Annotated in this window: 18 protein-coding genes; 9 read left to right on the top strand and 9 right to left on the bottom strand. The window is 41.1% G+C overall.

Features of this window, described 5'->3' with window-relative positions; all coding sequences use genetic code 11:
- Positions 1–11 precede the first annotated feature (11 nt).
- Positions 12–2,039, bottom strand: a complete 2,028-nt coding sequence (locus tag AC0L6H_RS14780) for a methyl-accepting chemotaxis protein (RefSeq protein WP_473389875.1) — start codon at positions 2,037–2,039, stop codon at positions 12–14.
- Between the two features lie 151 nt (positions 2,040–2,190).
- On the opposite strand from AC0L6H_RS14780, the gene fur reads away from it, so the two are divergent.
- Positions 2,191–2,616 (top strand): ferric iron uptake transcriptional regulator, encoded by a 426-nt coding sequence (fur, locus tag AC0L6H_RS14775; RefSeq protein WP_473389873.1) that lies wholly within the window; start codon positions 2,191–2,193, stop codon positions 2,614–2,616.
- Positions 2,617–2,651: 35 nt separating this feature from the next.
- On the opposite strand, the gene AC0L6H_RS14770 is transcribed toward fur, so the two are convergent.
- From AC0L6H_RS14770 to AC0L6H_RS14755, 4 genes are all read right to left on the bottom strand, one after another.
- Positions 2,652–3,506 carry an aminotransferase class IV gene (locus AC0L6H_RS14770; protein WP_473389872.1) on the bottom strand — a complete coding sequence of 285 codons (855 nt, stop codon included), beginning with the start codon at positions 3,504–3,506 and terminating at the stop codon, positions 2,652–2,654.
- 64 nt (positions 3,507–3,570) lie between these two features.
- The gene (locus AC0L6H_RS14765; protein ID WP_473389871.1) at positions 3,571–4,581 is read right to left on the bottom strand and encodes a 5-oxoprolinase subunit C family protein; all 1,011 of its coding nucleotides are present in this window, start codon (positions 4,579–4,581) and stop codon (positions 3,571–3,573) included.
- The gene (locus AC0L6H_RS14760) at positions 4,569–5,282 is read right to left on the bottom strand and encodes a 5-oxoprolinase subunit B family protein (RefSeq protein WP_473389869.1); all 714 of its coding nucleotides are present in this window, start codon (positions 5,280–5,282) and stop codon (positions 4,569–4,571) included. Before AC0L6H_RS14760 ends, AC0L6H_RS14765 begins: the two co-directional genes overlap by 13 nt.
- 78 nt (positions 5,283–5,360) lie before the next feature.
- A complete protein-coding gene (locus tag AC0L6H_RS14755) occupies positions 5,361–6,104 on the bottom strand; it encodes a 5-oxoprolinase subunit PxpA (protein WP_473389868.1) in 744 nt (247 codons plus the stop codon).
- Positions 6,105–6,170: 66 nt separating this feature from the next.
- Here AC0L6H_RS14755 and AC0L6H_RS14750 point away from each other — a divergent pair, with 66 nt between their 5' ends.
- Genes AC0L6H_RS14750 through AC0L6H_RS14735 form a run of 4 tightly spaced genes read left to right on the top strand, consistent with a single transcriptional unit; the run spans position 6,171 to position 8,529 of the window.
- On the top strand, positions 6,171–6,665 hold the full coding sequence (locus AC0L6H_RS14750) for a S1-like domain-containing RNA-binding protein (RefSeq protein ID WP_473389866.1): 495 nt from the start codon (positions 6,171–6,173) through the stop codon (positions 6,663–6,665).
- The gene (locus tag AC0L6H_RS14745; RefSeq protein WP_473394549.1) at positions 6,617–7,012 is read left to right on the top strand and encodes a S1 RNA-binding domain-containing protein; all 396 of its coding nucleotides are present in this window, start codon (positions 6,617–6,619) and stop codon (positions 7,010–7,012) included. Before AC0L6H_RS14750 ends, AC0L6H_RS14745 begins: the two co-directional genes overlap by 49 nt.
- A gap of 15 nt (positions 7,013–7,027) precedes the next feature.
- Positions 7,028–7,429 (top strand): OsmC family protein, encoded by a 402-nt coding sequence (locus AC0L6H_RS14740; RefSeq protein WP_473389865.1) that lies wholly within the window; start codon positions 7,028–7,030, stop codon positions 7,427–7,429.
- On the top strand, positions 7,426–8,529 hold the full coding sequence (locus tag AC0L6H_RS14735) for a hypothetical protein (RefSeq protein ID WP_473389863.1): 1,104 nt from the start codon (positions 7,426–7,428) through the stop codon (positions 8,527–8,529). The genes AC0L6H_RS14740 and AC0L6H_RS14735 overlap by 4 nt, the downstream gene beginning before the upstream one ends.
- Before the next feature lie 4 nt (positions 8,530–8,533).
- On the opposite strand, the gene AC0L6H_RS14730 is transcribed toward AC0L6H_RS14735, so the two are convergent.
- Together AC0L6H_RS14730 and AC0L6H_RS14725 are read right to left on the bottom strand one after the other, a co-directional pair.
- Positions 8,534–10,072 carry a DNA recombination protein RmuC gene (locus tag AC0L6H_RS14730; protein WP_473389862.1) on the bottom strand — a complete coding sequence of 513 codons (1,539 nt, stop codon included), beginning with the start codon at positions 10,070–10,072 and terminating at the stop codon, positions 8,534–8,536.
- 36 nt (positions 10,073–10,108) lie between these two features.
- Complete coding sequence (locus tag AC0L6H_RS14725) at positions 10,109–11,629, bottom strand: fumarate hydratase (protein ID WP_473389860.1); 1,521 nt, start codon at positions 11,627–11,629, stop codon at positions 10,109–10,111.
- A 265-nt stretch (positions 11,630–11,894) separates the two neighbouring features.
- Here AC0L6H_RS14725 and pabB point away from each other — a divergent pair, with 265 nt between their 5' ends.
- From pabB to AC0L6H_RS14710, 3 genes are all read left to right on the top strand, one after another.
- A complete protein-coding gene (pabB, locus tag AC0L6H_RS14720) occupies positions 11,895–13,412 on the top strand; it encodes an aminodeoxychorismate synthase component I (protein ID WP_473389858.1) in 1,518 nt (505 codons plus the stop codon).
- Positions 13,413–14,009 carry a CoA pyrophosphatase gene (locus tag AC0L6H_RS14715; protein WP_473389857.1) on the top strand — a complete coding sequence of 199 codons (597 nt, stop codon included), beginning with the start codon at positions 13,413–13,415 and terminating at the stop codon, positions 14,007–14,009.
- 128 nt (positions 14,010–14,137) lie between these two features.
- The gene (locus AC0L6H_RS14710; RefSeq protein ID WP_473389856.1) at positions 14,138–15,511 is read left to right on the top strand and encodes an L-serine ammonia-lyase; all 1,374 of its coding nucleotides are present in this window, start codon (positions 14,138–14,140) and stop codon (positions 15,509–15,511) included.
- 143 nt (positions 15,512–15,654) lie between these two features.
- Here AC0L6H_RS14710 and AC0L6H_RS14705 read toward each other — a convergent pair whose 3' ends face one another.
- Both AC0L6H_RS14705 and cysB read right to left on the bottom strand, forming a co-directional pair.
- Positions 15,655–16,329 (bottom strand): choice-of-anchor E domain-containing protein, encoded by a 675-nt coding sequence (locus tag AC0L6H_RS14705; protein ID WP_473389855.1) that lies wholly within the window; start codon positions 16,327–16,329, stop codon positions 15,655–15,657.
- A 232-nt stretch (positions 16,330–16,561) separates the two neighbouring features.
- A complete protein-coding gene (cysB, locus tag AC0L6H_RS14700) occupies positions 16,562–17,536 on the bottom strand; it encodes an HTH-type transcriptional regulator CysB (protein WP_473389853.1) in 975 nt (324 codons plus the stop codon).
- A 234-nt stretch (positions 17,537–17,770) separates the two neighbouring features.
- On the opposite strand from cysB, the gene AC0L6H_RS14695 reads away from it, so the two are divergent.
- Positions 17,771–18,499 carry a sensor histidine kinase gene (locus AC0L6H_RS14695; RefSeq protein WP_473389852.1) on the top strand — a complete coding sequence of 243 codons (729 nt, stop codon included), beginning with the start codon at positions 17,771–17,773 and terminating at the stop codon, positions 18,497–18,499.
- The last annotated feature ends 32 nt before the right edge of the window (positions 18,500–18,531 follow it).

Below are 18,531 nucleotides of genomic sequence, written 5' to 3'. Positions count from 1 at the left end.
TTTTACAACACTTATTGAAGTTTAAACTGACCTACCGCCTCACGTAAGGCGTCCAATTCGGCCTCAATTTTATGAGTCGCATCATTTGATTGTTGCGTGCTGCTTGCGCTCTGATGGCTTAATTCAACAATGGTGTTGAGTCGTGTTACAACGTCATCGAGCAGATTGTCTTGCATTTGTGTATCTTTTACGATGCTCGTATTAACCAGGGCTAAACTTTCAATGACTGATTTTATTTGATTAACTTGCAAGGTCACTTCTTGTGATATCTCAACCCCCTTATGAACTTGTTCTATGCCTTCATTCATTGCCAAGACGGCTTTAGACGAATCGGCCTGTAGATTGGCAATCATTTTTTCAATTTCTTCAGTAGAATCATGAGTTCGAGTAGCGAGTGTTCTTACTTCGTCAGCAACCACAGCAAAGCCCCTTCCCTGTTCACCAGCACGAGCCGCTTCAATCGCCGCATTAAGGGCGAGTAAATTAGTCTGCTCAGCAATTGTTTTTATGACGTCTAGAATGCTACCGATTTTCTGACTATTGACGCCAAGGCGATTTATTATCTCTTCGCTTTTTTTAGCCTGAATGGCTTGTTCGTTTACTTGAGCTACACTTTGGCTAGCTAACGCGACCACCCGATCACTCTGTAAAATGGCTTCTTCAATTTGGTTATCAGCTTGTTTTATTACTTTTAATGTTGAAATACTAGTTTGCTTAACTTTTAAAGTATTATCTGACGTAAGGTCAATTTGCGATTGTTGTTGGCCAACCTTTTCTAAAGACTCATCACCTAAGCTAATGCTACTCATCGTTACTTGTCGCAGATTATCTGCTTTTTCATTAATGCTACCAATTATTGAACGCAAGGATTCGATAAGTGTGTTGACGTTTCTTGCTAATTGGGAAAATTCGTCATTGCCGTCCTCATTAAGTGTCTTGCGCAAATCACCACTACTTAGTACCGATAAGCGGCTATTAATTGTGCGTAAGGGTTTAGCAATACTTCTTGTCGCTATAAAGGCTAAGCTAACTGTAGCAATGATACCAAACACCGAAGCCAAAAGACTTTTTACAACGTTGCTTTGCACTGCAGATAAAATGTTTTCTTGCCCATCTAAGGCGTTTTTATTGGCGCTCGTAGAGAGTTTTTTAAGTTCAAAAATAGCGTTGTTAATCGCCTCGTTTGCCAATATACGCTGCGCGTTTGCTTGTTCTTGTAACGCGATTTGGCTACGTTTAAGGCTATAAACTCCATCATCTCCTTGCAATGCATTTTGAGCCAGCCCAAATTCGTTTTCAAATGAAGCAATGATGCCGTCATCGTTAATATTCGCGGCTAGGCGTTTAGCATAATCTAAATCGACAATAATATTGCTTATACTAAAATCTAGATCATCAGCTAGTATGTCTACTTTTTCACCTTCAAGCTCACGTAAGAGTGTTTTAATTACCCCTAGCATTGCACCTAATTTATTATCAATATTAGTCGTCATGCCAACGAGTGCTTCTAAATCCCGCGAATCTGATTCTAAGTAACTTAAATCAAGCATCAATGCACTAGCTTCATCCGTATGATTAAGCGCTTGCAAGCCAGCTTCATTAATCAAATTGTCTGTTTCTAGTTTAGCTATCTTTAGCTCAAACATCGCTTGGCTGGCGTTTAAGTAACTTTGCCCATTCTCAATTGCCAACGCTAGGCTTTGCTTGTTAGCGACAAGATCTGATAAAACGGTGGTCTTGTTGATGTAACGCTGTTGTAAATCTTCAAACTCGGCTTTTAAACTAAGAAGTTCATCACGGTCATTAGCGTAATAACTATTTGTGGTCAGCCTAGCAAGATTTAAAACTGTGTTGTTTACCTCAGATACAGCCTGTTGGATAGGCATTTGCTCAAATGCCACTTTTTGTGCAGATGCTTTAATATCACTAAGTCCAAGATACGATAAGCCGCTTGTTACTAGCAAAAGTAAAGAAAGTGAAATGAAACCAATCACTATTTTATTTACGACGGTTAAGTGAATTTTTTGATTTGCTAGCACTGTGTAAATTACCTACAGAAAAGTTATTGTTAAATGAATTTTTGAGCCTGCGCTTTATAGTCACACTTTATTAATATTATTTCGGCAAAGGCTGTAAAAACTTTAAAACTACCCTATAATACCCAGCAAATTAAAAGGGGTTGTAAAGTAAATGGACCAAAACAAAGAACTAAAAAAAGCTGGCCTAAAAGTCACCCTTCCTCGCATCAAGATTCTTGAAATTCTACAAGATCCAAAAAATCAGCATATTAGCGCTGAAGATGTATACAAGATTTTGATTGATATGGAAGAAGAAATCGGTCTAGCCACTGTATATCGCGTACTAAATCAGTTTGATGATGCCGGTATTTTGCATCGTCATCACTTTGAAGGTGGTAAGTCTGTCTTTGAGATAAGCCATAAAAAACATCATGACCATTTGGTCTGTTTAAAGTGCGGTAAGGTAGTAGAATTTGAAGATGAAACTATCGAAGAAAGGCAAAAGCTAGTCGCGAAAAATAACAACATGCGTCTTATCAATCATAGTCTCTATCTTTATGGCGAGTGTAACGACGAAAACTGCGACGAAGAAGCGTAAAGCCAACGCTTCTTCGATTTCACTAGAGATGGGCCTTATAAGCTAAACTTATGCTTATTGTAAGCAAGTTGTGCCCTTTCCCAAACAGGTCCAGGTTTTCCATCCCCTACTACCCTGTCGTCAACTTTCACTACCGCGCCTATTTCTTTGCTTGATGATGTTATCCAGACTTCATCAGCAGCGTTAAGAGCATCGACACTAATATCTTGTTCGCTTACCTCAAAACCGCCTTCTAGTGCTAAGGATTGCAATATGATATTTCGAGTGACGCCGGGCAATAGTTGATGGTCTAGTTTTGGCGTCATAATAACGCCGTCTTTAATCACAAACACATTACAAGCGGCAGCTTCGGTTATCATTCTTTGCTTGTTGAATAAAATCACTTCATCTTTTTGTGCATCTTGTCCTTGTTGAAAATGCAAAACATTGCCTAGTAAGGAGGTCGATTTAATGTGGCAGCGCTGCCAACGTAAATCTTCTGCGGTAATAACTTCATAACTTTTGGCAGTATTGCGGTCGACCTTTTGTGAAGGAGCAATTTCAAAGCCGTAAGCAAATACCGTTGGACTGAGGTTTTTTGGGAAAGCATGGAAACGTTTACTGTCAGCTCCCCTGCTTACATGCACATAAATACTCACAGATGGACTATCAAATTGAGCAATTAAGGTACTTATGATGTCTCGCCACTCGTCTTCATCAACATGATATTCAATACCAATTTCAGCCAGACCTTTGTTCATTCGGGCGGTATGTAAAGCAAGACCAACAGGCTTTGCATCATAACAAGGGATCACCTCATAAATGCCATCCCCAAATAAAAATCCTCTATCCATGGGTGAAATGACGGCTTTGTCTTTGTCAATGAATTGTCCATTTAGAAATACTTGCATTGCCCTTGTTTCCTTATTTGTGTGTGCCTTGTAACTTTTTGTGACCTTTTATAACTTAGGGTACTTATTGACTATCAAATAAGCTATGCGTGTTATTTAATACTTGTTTTAGCTGAATATCAATTAATTGACACCAAATTGCTGAAGTCTCAAAGTCAGTTGCTACAAAACGCAAGCTTTGGCCGGGCGTTGCTTGACTCAAAATAGCTAAACCTTCGCTATTGACGGTCCCAATAATAGGATAACCTCCAATTGTTTGCCTATCATTACGCATGACGATTGGCTTGCCTTCACCAGATATTTGAATACTGCCATTTACCATGCCCTGAGACGTTAAGCGTTTTGTAGCAGATGTGATAGTTGGTCCATTTAGACGAACACCCATTTTGTCTAAATCATGACTAAGCTGGTAATCATGCGCTAAAAAGCGTTGGCGTTCGATAGGAGAAAATGACGCAGCTTGGTAACAAAAAGTAAAAGGAATAGACTTGTAAGGCTCCTTTTGCTTTTGATGTAGCGCCTTCATTGCTGGCGAAATATCTACTTGATCAAGTGCGTTTTGTTCAAATAAACGCGCCCCCGCATTAGACAGCGCTTTATTGGTTTCGCCTTTAAAATAAGTACCGTTCGCCAAAAAGCAATGTCGACTAGCCGACGCAGTAAGGCTTTCACGTTTCACTTTACAAACGGAATTGGCAAACAGCGGCAAGTCGAAGGATGCAGAAAAGGCAATATAATTAAATAAACCTGTCTCCACTTGACCTATCTGCAACACATCTTGATCTTGTAATACGCATCTAACAGCGCCATCCATTTTCTTCGCTCGGCCATTTATACTAAGATTAACAGGAGCACCCGTCACACTGAGCACGCAGGGCCTATCGAGCTTCAGTTCGACATTCCCGCCCATGACCTCAAGTACAGGCGAATCTAAGGGATTACCGCACAGTGCATTGGCAAGTTCAAAGTTAAACCAGTCGATTGCGCCCGACTGGCTATAACCGTTAATTTGCGCGCCTTTACGACCAGCATCAGTCCACTGTGTAAACAGACCACTTTTGACTAAGGTGAACATGGCGGGCTTTGCTCTTGTTGTTGAAATGTCTCTAGGTTTACCGCGTTGAACTTAACAGTATCATTGGGCCCAATGCTGAGCTCTGGGTTAAATTGGGTCGCTGTGTAGCCAATAATGTGCCAGCCCCCGGGCGTAACATTTGGATATATTGCCGTTTGATTGTCAGCTATTGCTATAGCCCCTGCCGGGACTTTTAATCGAGGTTGTGCCAATCTGGCTACCTGCAATTTTTCATGAACTTCACCAAGATAAGCAAAATGTGGCATAAACCCAACGGCAAAAACTTTATACTCTGGTTCTTGATGCAAGGCAATAAGGGATTCTATCGATAAGCCAGTCGTGCTGGCAACAAGCTCAATATCGTTAGGCTTGCTATCGCTTGCATATGTATAACAAACATCAATAGTGTGCACACGTCCGTTTGTCTGCTCAAGCAAGTCCTTCGTAGTGTCATTTTGATTGTTTAAGTTGAGGCCGACCTTGCGCAACTCCTTAACTAATGTAGTCAAATTAATAAACCGTGCATCAAAGCGCAGTAACAACGAGTCGTACGAAACAATCTTGTCTAAAATTAGCCCCGCTACTTTTTTAGGGAAACTGTTTTCAATCGCGAGTAGATAATCTTTTATCATCTCGTTGCGCAGCACTAAGTCTTCCACTGTGTCTTTATCTACCCTGATGATTAGGCAGTCTTCAGCCACTTGCTCAAGCCAACAAAGAAGGACTTAGTTTATAATGATTGCTATTATCCACACCATGTTTAGGATGTATCATTCGCTTCACTCATTATCACTATTCTTACTTAATATTGCCCTAATTTCGCGGCATAAATTAAGCGCTGAAGGACTATCCGAATGCACACAAATTGTATCAATATTGAGCTCAAGTACGGTGTTACTTTCACTTAAAAACGGCCTGTTTTCAATCATTGAAACGACTTGCTTTAGGCTATCTTCTTGGCTAAGCATAGCGTTTTCTTTCGTGCGACTGACCAGTAAACCTTCTTTGGTATATGCTCTATCAGAAAAAGCTTCAAACCTAAGCTTTAGTCCGTGGGCAGCGGCTATGTCATTATATTTACTGTTATCGGGTAAGGCCTGAATAAGTAAATCCAGTGAAATATGGTAAGTACTTAGGGCCCTCACAATGATCGTGAATATGTCGATATCTTTCATCATATCGTTATAAAGCGCACCATGAGGTTTCACATAAGTAACTTTTGTATTTTGACACTTTGCTAAACCTTCAAGCGTTGCTATTTGAGCTTGGATCATGGCCATAAGTTCTGTCGCGCTTAGTTGCATAGACCGGCGCCCAAAGCCCTGTAAATCGGGATAAGATACATGGGCACCAATTTCAACATTATGGGCCTTGGCAAGTCTTATAGTTTCTTGCATCGTTAGCGCATCGCCCGCATGATAGCCACAGGCTATATTAGCCTGATCAATCAAGGGCATGACTTCTGCGTCTTCCCCTAGGCTCCATTTCCCATAACTTTCGCCAATATCCGCATTTAGTTTCATTGATTCACTCTCTAAACTCTATAGACTTTGTTATACTCGCTTTTATTTGATGAGTATCATAGCAAGATGTTGAAAATTGGCCAATTTAATCGCCTCCACGTAGTTGATGTTTTTCCGTTCGGATACGAACTACTCATGCCCGGTTCCTCAAGTGAACAAGTTGTCATGCTCAAAGATACTTCGGTTGAATATGAGATTGACCAAGCCCTCGATGTATTTGTGTATACCGCAGCCGACGGCTCCTTTTTAGCTTCTATAAAAACCCCGAAGGTAATGTTAAATCAATTTGCACCACTGGTTGTGGTTGGCGCTAGTACCCATGGCTGTTTTTTTGATTGGGGCATCAAACCAGACTTATATGCGCCAGAAGGACAACTTCATACTAACCTTGATATAGGCAGCCGTTATGTTGTGAGCGCAGTACAAGACAGATTAGGCAAGCTTGTTGCAACCACAAAGATTGAACGCTTTTTGCAGGCGCATCAGCAGCAGCTTAGCGCGAATGAACCTGTATCTTTGCTTATTTATGCGAAGACCCCCTCGGGTTTAAAGCGATTGTAAATGATAAGTTTCAAGGCCTATTATTCAATAGTGATTTAATCACCAGCGTTAACATTGGCGACTATATCGATGGCTACATAAAGTCGGTACGCGAAGACGGCAAGCTGGATTTATCTTTACAAGCACAAACCCAAAGTGCTCGTTTAAGTCTAGCTGAAGCCATTTTAGAGGACTTGTTAGCGCACGATGGCATGTCGACACTAACCGATAAAAGTAGCCCTGATGAAATATTTTCACGTTTTAAAGTGAGTAAAGCTGCTTACAAAAAAGCTATTGGTAACTTATATAAGCAGAAAAAGATTCGAATTGAGAAAAACTGTTTATATCTTAACCAAGAAAATAAATAAGCTAAGGAGTACTTGATGAAAGCAGAGGTAAGCTGGCAACAAAGCGAAGATGGACTGGCCTTTGAAGGCCTAATGGATGATGGCAAATCACTCAAGCTTGACGGTAACGGCGATGGTTTATCTCCAATGCAAGCCGTGTTACTAAGCGTAGGCGCTTGTTCATCGGTCGACGTGGTTGAAATTATGCGTAAAGCACGCCAAGGTATTGAAAGTTGCGTGTGTAGATTAGAGGCCCAAAGGGCAGATGAAGCACCTCGGGTGTTTACTGAAATTCATGCCCATTACGAGGTATCGGGGACAAACGTACATGAAAAGCATTTAGCGCGAGCGGTGCAGCTGTCAACAGAAAAATACTGTTCGGTTATGCTGATGCTAAGTAAGGATGTAAAAATAAGTACTACTTATTCAGTGAAATGAGCAATAAAAATACCCTTCTCTTTATTGTCATAATAGTCGCCCTGGCAGCGTTTGCTAGCGGCTATTGGTTAGGAACCGAGAAAACTTTAAAACGTTTACATAGGTTAAGTTTACAAAATCCTCCAGTTCAAACAGCCCCGCCCACTCCAAACCCCGTTAGAAATGATGACGCTGCTCAAGCACTACATAATCAAAAAGTAAGCGACGCTAGCGTGATTGACGAAAAATCAACAAATAATTCGCCAGCAGATAACTTGAGTGAACAAAAAGATAATACAGAAACTAATCTTCCCATTACAGAAGATTCTAGTATCGAGGAGATAATCGCCTTTATTAATGCGCTAGATTTAACGCCAACTAGCTCGACCAATAAAACCAGCGATATCGCCAAATTTGCACCTGCTTTACTCGTTTTACGAAAAGCCGTTGAGAACTCACCTGACAACTTTCAACAAATATTAGATTATTTACTGTTAGCTGAAGGAGATGATTTTCCGAATTATATTTTTAGCGTTATTCGCGGTGCCAATGTGCCTGGAAAAGACGATTTGATTTTCAACGCTATTAATCAACTGTCAACACTAGGTACGCCTACAGCTAATAATAGATTATTAGACCTTGTTTATGGTTCGGGGCAAGGTCTCAAAAACAAGCAGGTTCTTGATGCGGTCAAAAACATAGCTGTGTTCAATGATAGCCAGCAAGCGACGCGAACATATGCATTAGACCTTTTGCAACCCTACCAACTAAACCAAGACGAAAGAATAAGAGTGGTTAGTGATTTACGCATGTTGATCAATGAAAACACATCAGGTAAAACTGCTAATTTAGTTGAGAACATTCTGAAATTTAGCGCACCAGAAGAACGCGAGAATTTAGCCTTTAGCTATTTAAGTCAAGACAATTCATTTGAAACGCGCATCGCCATTTTAACAACCTTACACACCGGCACCGTCAAACCCAATTCGACGTTAAAGCAAGCATTGTTTGAGATAGCACAAAACGTCAACGACCCATTAAACCGCCACGCCCGCGACACACTCCTATCTGCTTTTGAAATAGATAACAATGAGTACAGACGTCTTCGAGGCAGTGACTAAACGCTTAATCTACGCTTTCTGTGTCACTATGATCAACCGGCAACAACGATTTATCGATGCGCTTTGTAGGCGCCACGCCCAATGACTTGAAACTCTCAGCTTGACTCACTAAATTGCCTCTGCCGGTTGCTAATTTATTCATTGCGGCATCATAGCTTTTTTCTAAAGCGTCCATATTTTTGCCAATGCGCTGCATATCATCCACAAAATTGGCAAACTTGTCGTACATGCCTTTAGCTTTGTCGGCAATCTTTTTAGCGTGTTGGTTTTGATACTCGTATTGCCAAATGTTATTGATCGTGCGCAGCGCTACCAATAGGTTTGTTGGGCTGACCAGCATAATTTGATTGTCCATGGCCAATTTTACTAATTCAGGCTCGTGTTGTACTGCCGACATAAAGGCCGACTCAACCGGCACGAACATCAGCACGTAATCTAGGGTTTCAACGCCCGCAAGGTCTTGATAATCCTTTTTACTCAAGCCTTTTATATGGCCTTTAATTGATAATATATGTTCTTTGAGTGCTTTTGTTCTTAATTCTTCGGTATCAGCGTTGACGACTTTTTCGTGAGCAATCAATGACACCTTCGAATCGATGACAATATCTTTTTTATTGGGTAAATGAACAACCACATCAGGCCGGTAGCGTTTGCCTTGTTCACTAACTAGGTGTTTTTGAATCTCGTATTCATGTCCTTCACGCAGACCCGATTCATCAAGGATCCTAGCAAGCACAACCTCGCCCCAGTTTCCTTGCTGCTTATTGTCTCCTTTCAATGCGTTTGTTAAGGCTGCCGCTTCTTGCGTAATTTGCAAGTTTAGTTCTTTTAGGCCCAAAATCTCAGTACGTAACGAGGCTCGCTCCTGCCCTGCTGATACATACTGATCATTTATTTGCTTTTTAAAGTCGTCTATTTGTTGCTTTAAAGGAGACAACAAATGATTTATACCCTGTTCGCTGGACTTAGTGAACTTTTCAGATTTTTGTTCAAAAATCTTATTCGCTAAGTTTTCAAATTGGGTATTAAGGTGTTTTTCAGCACTGCTTAGTAGTGCAAATTTCTCATCAAAGCCAATGCGCTCTTGGGCTATTGCTGCTTGCTGTGATTCATAACTTGCTTGTAAATCAGAGTGCTTGTCTTGTAGCTTGTCAAAGTTATGTTGTAGTTTGGCATAGTGCTCTTTTAACTCAAAAAGTTCATTTGCCTGTTGTGACAGCTTGCCCAACTGACGTTCTTGCTCAGTGACAGTTTGCTGCAAGCGACGACTATCGAGGGTGGTTTTATGTACTTCTCGCTCATAGTGTTGAACAAGTGAATCTTGCTGACTTTTGGATAGCGTAAGTTCTTGTGTAATGAGTGATAATGAGGTTTCTAAGTCATTTTTTTCATTGTGCCAAGCTAATGATGCTTCAGCAAAACGCTTGTTATATATATGCGCCAACACAATCCAAAGTAAAATGGGCAGCAAAATCGCTAACGACAAGGCGCTAATTGCGACTATCGATTCATCAAGATTTTGCGCCCACTGTGCTAGATTCAAAGCCATTCCTTGTGCATACACGCTCTAACACATATCTTAAGCTTTGCTATTTTCAGCAATTTTTACCTTCCAAATTGCGGGGCCAGTTTCGTGTGCGTTAGCACCGGTGCTGTCAACAGCGACAGTGACTGGCATATCTTCTACGTCAAATTCGTAGATGGCTTCCATACCTAAATCTTCAAAGGCAACGACTCTGGATTTTTTAATCGCTTTTGACACCAAATAAGCTGCACCACCAACCGCCATTAAATAAACGGCTTTGTGTTTAGCGATACTGGCGACAGTTGCAGGCCCACGTTCCGCTTTCCCAATCATGCCGATTAGGCCAGTTTCTTCAAGCATCATGTCGGTAAACTTATCCATTCTGGTTGCGGTAGTCGGTCCTGCTGGTCCAACGGCTTCATCACCAACAGCATCTACTGGCCCTACGTAATAGATAAAACGATTGGTTAAATCAACGCCTTCAGGCATACCTTCACCGCTTTGTAGCATAGACTGAATGCGTTTGTGGGCGGCATCACGACCGGTTAACATCTTACCGCTAAGTAAAACAGTTTCGCCTACCTTCCACTCTTGAATATCTTCTTTTGTAACAGTATTAAGGTCTACTCTACGTACATCATCACCCACATCCCAAGTGATTTCAGGCCAATCTTCTAAAGAGGGTGGTTTTTGTTCGTAGGGGCCGCTACCATCAAGGGTAAAATGTGCATGCCTTGTGGCAGCACAATTTGGGATCATAGATACAGGTTTAGATGCCGCGTGCGTAGGTACTGACATGATTTTAACGTCAACAACAGTTGTTAGGCCTCCTAGACCTTGCGCGCCAATACCTAAAGCATTCACTTTGTTATAGATATCAACACGTAACTTCTCTTCGGTAGTCACCGGGCCTCGTTCGATAAGCTCCTGCATATCAACAGGGTCCATTAAACTTTCTTTGGCCAATACGGCAGATTTTTCAGCTGTGCCACCAATGCCTATGCCTAGCATGCCTGGCGGACACCAACCGGCGCCCATAGTAGGCAAGGTTTTTACCACCCAATCAGCAATATCATCACTGGGATTTAACATCACCATTTTAGATTTATTTTCAGAACCGCCGCCCTTAGCCGCTATCATCACTTCCACTTTATTGCCCATCACCATATCTAAATGAACCACCGCTGGGGTGTTATCTTTGGTGTTTTTACGTTGGCCTGCAGGGTCTGCTACTATTGATGCTCGCAATGGGTTGTCGGCATTCATATAAACGCGCCTTGTGCCTTCATCAACCATTTGCTGGACCGTAAGATCAGTTTTATCCCAACTTACTTCCATACCGACTTTTACAAAACAAGTGACAATCCCTGTGTCTTGACAAAGGGGGCGCTTACCATGGGCTGACATACGTGAATTTATCAGTATTTGCGCCATTGCGTCTTTCGCTGCCTTACTTTCTTCTTTGTTGTATGCTTGTTCTACTGCTTTCACATAGTCTAATGGATGGTAGTACGATATAAACTGCAAGGCATCTTCAATACTATCTATAAAGTCTTGTTGACGAATAACGGTCATAAATTCCTCTTGGCATTAGGCACGCTTTACAAACAGGTGTAAGATTCAAAGCAATTATCCAAATAATAATTTGCATATCTTCAAACTACGCTGAGTCTTGCTAAGCTTGTTAAGCGGGTTGGTTAAGGTATAAAAATGTAAGTATACTACGCGCAATAAGATAATCCACCAAGCTTTGCTAATTAGACTTTGGTCGTCGTTATTAAAGCCTATTTTGTGTGGACAAATTCGCCTTGTTGCGTAAATAGTTGGCCGCGGAGAAGTTTTGACTATTAAGTTATTAAGCAAAAAATTGTCGAATGTTGAACCAGCGCAAGTACTCGAGCTCTTCTCCGTATTTGAACATAAACCTTGGTCTTTTTTACTCGATAGCTGCGAGCAAACGCACATGGATGGGCGCTACGATATTTTCGTCCATTCACCTTGTTTGACCTATGAGTTCACGCGAGGAGACCATACGCTTGCGGGTGATTGCTATCACGCTGAAAACGAAACCGCGATGCATACAATTGATGGCCTAACATTCGGCGAGGAACTTATTAATAGTGACTGCCCCTATCAAAACTTAGCAAAGTTACAAGGGATATTTAGCAGCGTTTTTGCACACGATGAGATCGATAAAATTACACTTCCATTCGTAGTAGGTGCGCTTGGCGTTTTTGGTTACGATGGTAATACAACCTCTGACAAAATACGCGATGACCATCCACAACAATATGCGCTCCCAGATATTAGCGTAGGCTTTTATCACTCAAGCGTCATCTACGATAATCTTGAGCAAACACTCTCAATATTTTCAATAGACACACACTATATCAACAACATACTGAGTATCATTAGCGAAAATAATAACAACAATAATAAAGTAGCTGACTTTGCTCTTTTAGCCCCTTGGGCATCAAATATGACAAAAGCTGAATATTGCGAAAAATTTACTAAAATTGATGCTTATCTGCGCGCTGGGGATTGCTACCAAGTTAATTTTGCACAACGATTTAGCGCGCCCTATCAAGGTAGCGAATGGACAGCGTACTGCCAATTAAGAGAACTCAACAAAGCGCCTTTTTCTGCCTTTGTTCGTCTGCCTTCAAGCGCAGTGCTAAGTTTATCTCCCGAGCGTTTTTTACAGGTTAAAGACTCATTTGTTGAAACCAAACCTATTAAAGGGACTCGAAAGCGCAGTAAATGCCCCGATGAAGATAAAGCGCTGGCGGCAGAACTGCTAAATGCCGAAAAAGATCGCGCTGAAAACTTAATGATAGTCGATTTATTGCGCAATGATTTAAGTAAACATTGCCAAGCCAATTCGGTTGAAGTACCCAAGCTATTTGCCTTAGAAAGCTATCCAGCGGTACATCATATGGTAAGTACCGTGATAGGAAAACTTAAAGCAGATGCAAGTGTTTATGATCTTATCAAAGGCGCTTTCCCCGGTGGTTCCATTACAGGAGCTCCCAAGGTAAGAGCTATGCAGATAATTCAAGAGCTTGAACCCGACAAGCGCGCCATATATTGCGGAACGATTGGTTATATTGGTATTCGCTCAGATGTTGATACCAACATATGCATCCGAACCCTGCTTGGACAAACAAAAAAGCATCAGCAAAGTGGCAAAACAACTAATCAATTATATTGCTGGGCTGGCGGTGGCATTGTTATAGACTCTCAAGATGAAGATGAGTACTTTGAAAGTTTGCATAAAGTCGCTAAAATATTACCCATACTGCCCGTTAAGCCACAAACAGCAATGGCGGCGACTAATCATCACGAGGATGTTAGTTAAATGAATGAATTTGACTTTCTTTCAGCTTTCAATAGGCCTTGGTCTTTGCAACAAGGGGCGGATTATCCTCTGCTTGTCGCAAAGCGCGCGGCTGCGGTTCTTATTTGCTTATTCCCCCAAAATGACAAGTTACATGTTTTATTCACTAAGCGCGCTAGTCATTTACGTCACCACGCAGGACAAATTAGTTTCCCCGGCGGTAAAGCTGAAAAAACAGATATAGATTTAGTAGACACAGCCTATCGCGAAGCAGAAGAAGAAATTGGGCTAGACCGCAAACATATGCGTTTATTGGGTCGTTTAGGCGAGTATAAAACCATCAGTGGTTTTGCTGTATTACCGATTGTCTCTATTTATGAAAGGCCAATCGATATTCATAGCGACTTGATTATTGATGAAAATGAAGTCGCTAATGTATTTAGTGTTCCCTTAGAATACCTAATGAATACTAATCACTATTATGTTGAAACCGTGCATAAGCATAAAACCAGTTTCCCCGTTTATTTTATTCCTTATGAAGATCGCATGATTTGGGGCGCAACAGCGGGCATCCTCGCTCAACTTCAAAAACATATCACAACTCACCTCCCCCTTTAGTTAGCATGACTTTATTGCTTATATCAATCACAACAGTTCATTAACATTTCTAATCTATTTGATTAGCAATTTTGACTTGTGTTGTTGGATTTTTGTGTAACACTTTATATACAACTATAGAGGTATTTATGATCAGCGTATTTGATATGTTTAAAGTGGGCATAGGCCCATCTAGCTCCCATACGGTCGGGCCTATGCGAGCCGCTCTTGACTTCTGCCAAGCGCTAAGTGAGAGTGGTCAAATTGATTCGATTAGCCACATAAGTACCGAATTATACGGTTCACTTGGCCAAACAGGAAAAGGACACGGCACTGGCAAGGCAGTAATTCTGGGTTTACTTGGCTATTCACCCGAAACCGTGCCCGTTAAACAAATCGACAACATGCTTAACGAGGTTGAATCAACACAAACTTTGGCGGTAATGCAAAAACATAAAATTGCTTTTGCTAAAGAAGGTGCGATTGTTTTTCATCGCAGAAAGACACTGCCAAAGCATGCTAACGGTATGACTTTTTTTGCGTATAACAAAAAGGTGCTGGTAAAAACGGCTACCTATTATTCAATCGGTGGCGGATTCATAGTTAAGGATGAAGAATTTGATGCACAAAAAAATGAAAAGTTCTCTCAAGCTCAGATGGATGCTCCCTTTCCTTTTTCAACCGCCAATGAATTGATGCAAATATGCCACGAAAATAGCTTCCGTATAAGTAGCCTAATGCTAAAGAACGAAACCATGCTACTACCTGAAGCCGAGGTTAAAAAGCAATTAGTTCACATTTGGAAGGTGATGCAAGAGTGCATCGAAAACGGCAAACAAACGGAAGGAATTTTGCCTGGTGGCTTGAAAGTACACAGACGTGCGCCCGCTTTATTAGCCCTTCTTGAAAACGAAAAAAGTAGCGATCCGATGCTTGTCATGGACTGGGTAAACTTGTTTGCACTTGCGGTCAATGAAGAAAACGCAGCAGGTGGCCGAGTAGTCACAGCACCTACTAATGGCGCAGCGGGTATTATTCCAGCCGTAATGTCTTATTATGATAAATTTGTTAGGCCACTGTCTGACGATGCTGCTTGTCGCTTTTTGTTAACCGCAGCGGCAATTGGCATTTTATACAAAAAAAATGCCTCCATTTCTGGTGCAGAGGTTGGCTGTCAAGGTGAAGTAGGCGTTGCTTGTTCTATGGCTGCTGGCGCGCTCACCGAAATACTTGGCGGTTCGGTAAAAGAAGTCGAAAATGCTGCAGAAATTGGCATGGAACATAACTTGGGTTTGACCTGTGATCCCGTTGGAGGATTAGTACAGGTGCCCTGTATTGAGCGCAATGCAATGGGTGCGGTCAAAGCGATTAATGCGTCTAGACTCGCACTACGAGGGACTGGAAACCAAAAAGTATCTTTAGATAAAGTGATTAAAACCATGTGGGATACAGGTAATGATATGAAAACGAAATATAAGGAAACCGCCAGAGGCGGCCTAGCAGTAAATATTATTGAGTGCTAACGAAACCGCACGTATCGAGCTCAATTTCCGTTTACAAGCTACAGGCCTGTAGCCCAATCGAAGTATTGTCCTAAACCAGTAATAAAGATGTAAAAAACGCCGTTTAAAACGGCGTTTTTTTAAATCGATATTTTATAAAATACTTATTTACTGAATCGTCTTACGCCAACAAAAGCGAGCAATGCTAAAGCGATAATAGCAATTCCAGTAGGCGCCGAAACCGGTATTGAAAATTCGCTATAAGTATACATCACAGACACCAAACCACCTGCTGAAGTACTAAATCCTGTGGTTAAGTTACCGGCCCCAGTCGCTGAACTCGTTGCATTGGCGTCAAATACAAAATTTGCCATACCACCGCCGCTAAAGAAGGCTAAGGTAGGCGCATCAACAAATGTTTTCTCTTCATATTTGCTCGCAGTCAGGTTGTCTAAGGTGAAGCCAGAGGTCCCATCAAAATCAAGAGAGCCATCAAAGGCACTCGCTTCAAAGGTATTGGTCACTGTTGGCACAGTAACAACTAAGGTATTCATCAACGCATCGGTAAGTGTAAGTTCTGCCGACAGCGTAGTTAAAATCGTTGCTGCTTCTGCATCACGGCTTTCGACTTCGGCAATGCCAAAAATATCGCCGTCAATAGAAAAAGTAACAGCATCGAGAACGCGAGTTCCGCCAAGGTCATCGAATTTCGCTAGTTCGACCGTGGTAGTAAAGTTTGTGGTAGTTTCATCGACCACATCCGAAAAGACGATAGTTGCCGCTTGAGAGAAACTAGCCGCGCACAAAAGCGTCGCGCCACATAGGAGTTTATTTAACATCGAGATGTCCTTCATGAATTAATAGTGATTACAATCATTAGCGCTAGCGAACCAATCGCAACTAACTAGTTACAACTGAAACAGCAAATCCTATGCAAGTATTCAATGCCAATGTCTTTGAACATTATTAACTAAAAAAACGAACAATGCAAAGTTGTAAAAAAAGCTGACACTATCTTCATTCTGGCAATGGGACTTTTTCGCTTAAACTATTAATCTGCCGTTTATCGATTTACTTTACAGGTAATGTTAAATCTTTAAACATTGTTTCGACATCATCGTTATTCTTTTGCATCATTGCGCGTTCAACCACTTCTTTTGTTAGGTGGGGGGCAAAACGTTCAATAAACTCGTACATATAGTTTCGTAAAAATGAGCCCTTTCGAAAGCCGATTTTAGTTGTGCTGTAATCAAATAAATGGCTTGCGTCGATTTTCACTAAATCACTGTCTAAGCTTACATCAACCGCCATTGACGCAATTACACCAATGCCAACGCCTAATCTAACGTAGGTTTTAATTACGTCGGCATCGGTCGCGGTAAAGACGATTTTAGGGTCAAGACCGGCTTCGCTAAACGCCCTGTCCAATTCAGACCGGCCCGTAAAACCAAATACATAGGTGACTAAAGAGTACTTAGCAATATCTTGAATAGTGATATTCGATTTTTTCGCTAAGGGATGGCTTTTATTGACAATGACCGACCTATTCCAGTGGTAACAAGGCAACATCACTAGATCATTGTATAAATGCAAAGATTCAGTTGCTATGGCAAAATCCGCTTCTCCTTTAGCAGCTAAATCACTGATTTGTGATGGAGTTCCTTGATGCATATGTAAGGAAACTTTTGGATACTTTTCCATAAAGCCTTTAATTACATCAGGCAAGGCATAACGAGCTTGCGTATGGGTTGTGGCAATATTTAGTTTACCTTGATCCGGCAAGGTGTGTTCTCGTGCAACAGATTTTATACTTTCTACTTTAGCTAAGATCTCTCGCGAAATGTTGATTACTTCCTTTCCCGCTTCAGTTACATGGGTAAGGTGTTTACCACTGCGTCCAAAGATTTGAATACCTAATTCATCTTCTAGCATACGTACTTGCTTGCTTATACCTGGTTGAGAAGTATATAAATTCTCGGCAGTAGCAGATACGTTTAGATTATTGTTTAGCACTTCTACGATGTATCTCAATTGCTGTAGTTTCATTGAATCCCTTAATTGCGGCTAGCTAAGATGTGACAGTTGTTCATAACATTAGGCGAAAATATTACTAAGTAGAATACAACTTTGGACGATATAGTAATATCACTTTATGCATAAATAATAGCGAATCTATACATTTTTTGCATATTAAATTTGTATTATATTTTCAAGCATCTAATTTGTTCACTAAAAATGCATGCTTATGCAGTGCGATTCAAATGAGGGCTGCAACTTCAAATGGACACTATTAACTTGGCAAACGATCAAATTACCAGCAATGATATAAGCGAAAGCCTTGATTTTTCATCGGTGATAGCAGTGGCTATTCATGACATGAAGAATTCCTTAAGTTTATTAATGCAATCTATAGAACAATTGTCAACCCAGATCCCAAGCGACAACGTTGAAGCGCGCGAGGGCATTAATGGCGTACACTACGAAGCCAATAGAATGAACACGGTGCTTGTGCAAGTACTTTCTCTATACAGGTCTGAACTCGATGCGCTTCCTGTCAACATTGACGAGTGTTTCATTACTGACCTTATTGAAGAAGTTGTGGAATCAAACAGAGCCTATATCAGCCAAAAAGAATTGCAGGTAGATATAGATGTTGATGAAGATTTTAGCTGGTATTTAGATCGTGAACTCGTTTATTTGTTGGTTCATGATGTACTTATTAACGCTATCCGTTATGAGTGTAAGAAAATCAAAATAAGTGCCAAAGATATTGATGGTGAATTACGTATAAAAATTGAAGACGATGGCCCAGGTTATCCACAAAGTATGCTTGAAATGGCCACGGTTAAATTAAACAACTTTTGCATCTCAGAAGGCCGTACCGGTCTAGGCTTGTTTTTTGCGCGATTAATTGCCCAAACACATAAAAATGATGGCAAATCTGGCTCCATTAAATTATCAAATGACGCGCTAACAGGCGGCAGCGTTTTTGAACTCAATTTACCTTAATATTATGCAGTACTTGCTTAACACCAAGAGTT

The sequence above is a fragment of the Glaciecola sp. G7-5 genome (assembly GCF_055808975.1).
This window is presented reverse-complemented; position numbering and strand designations above follow the sequence as displayed.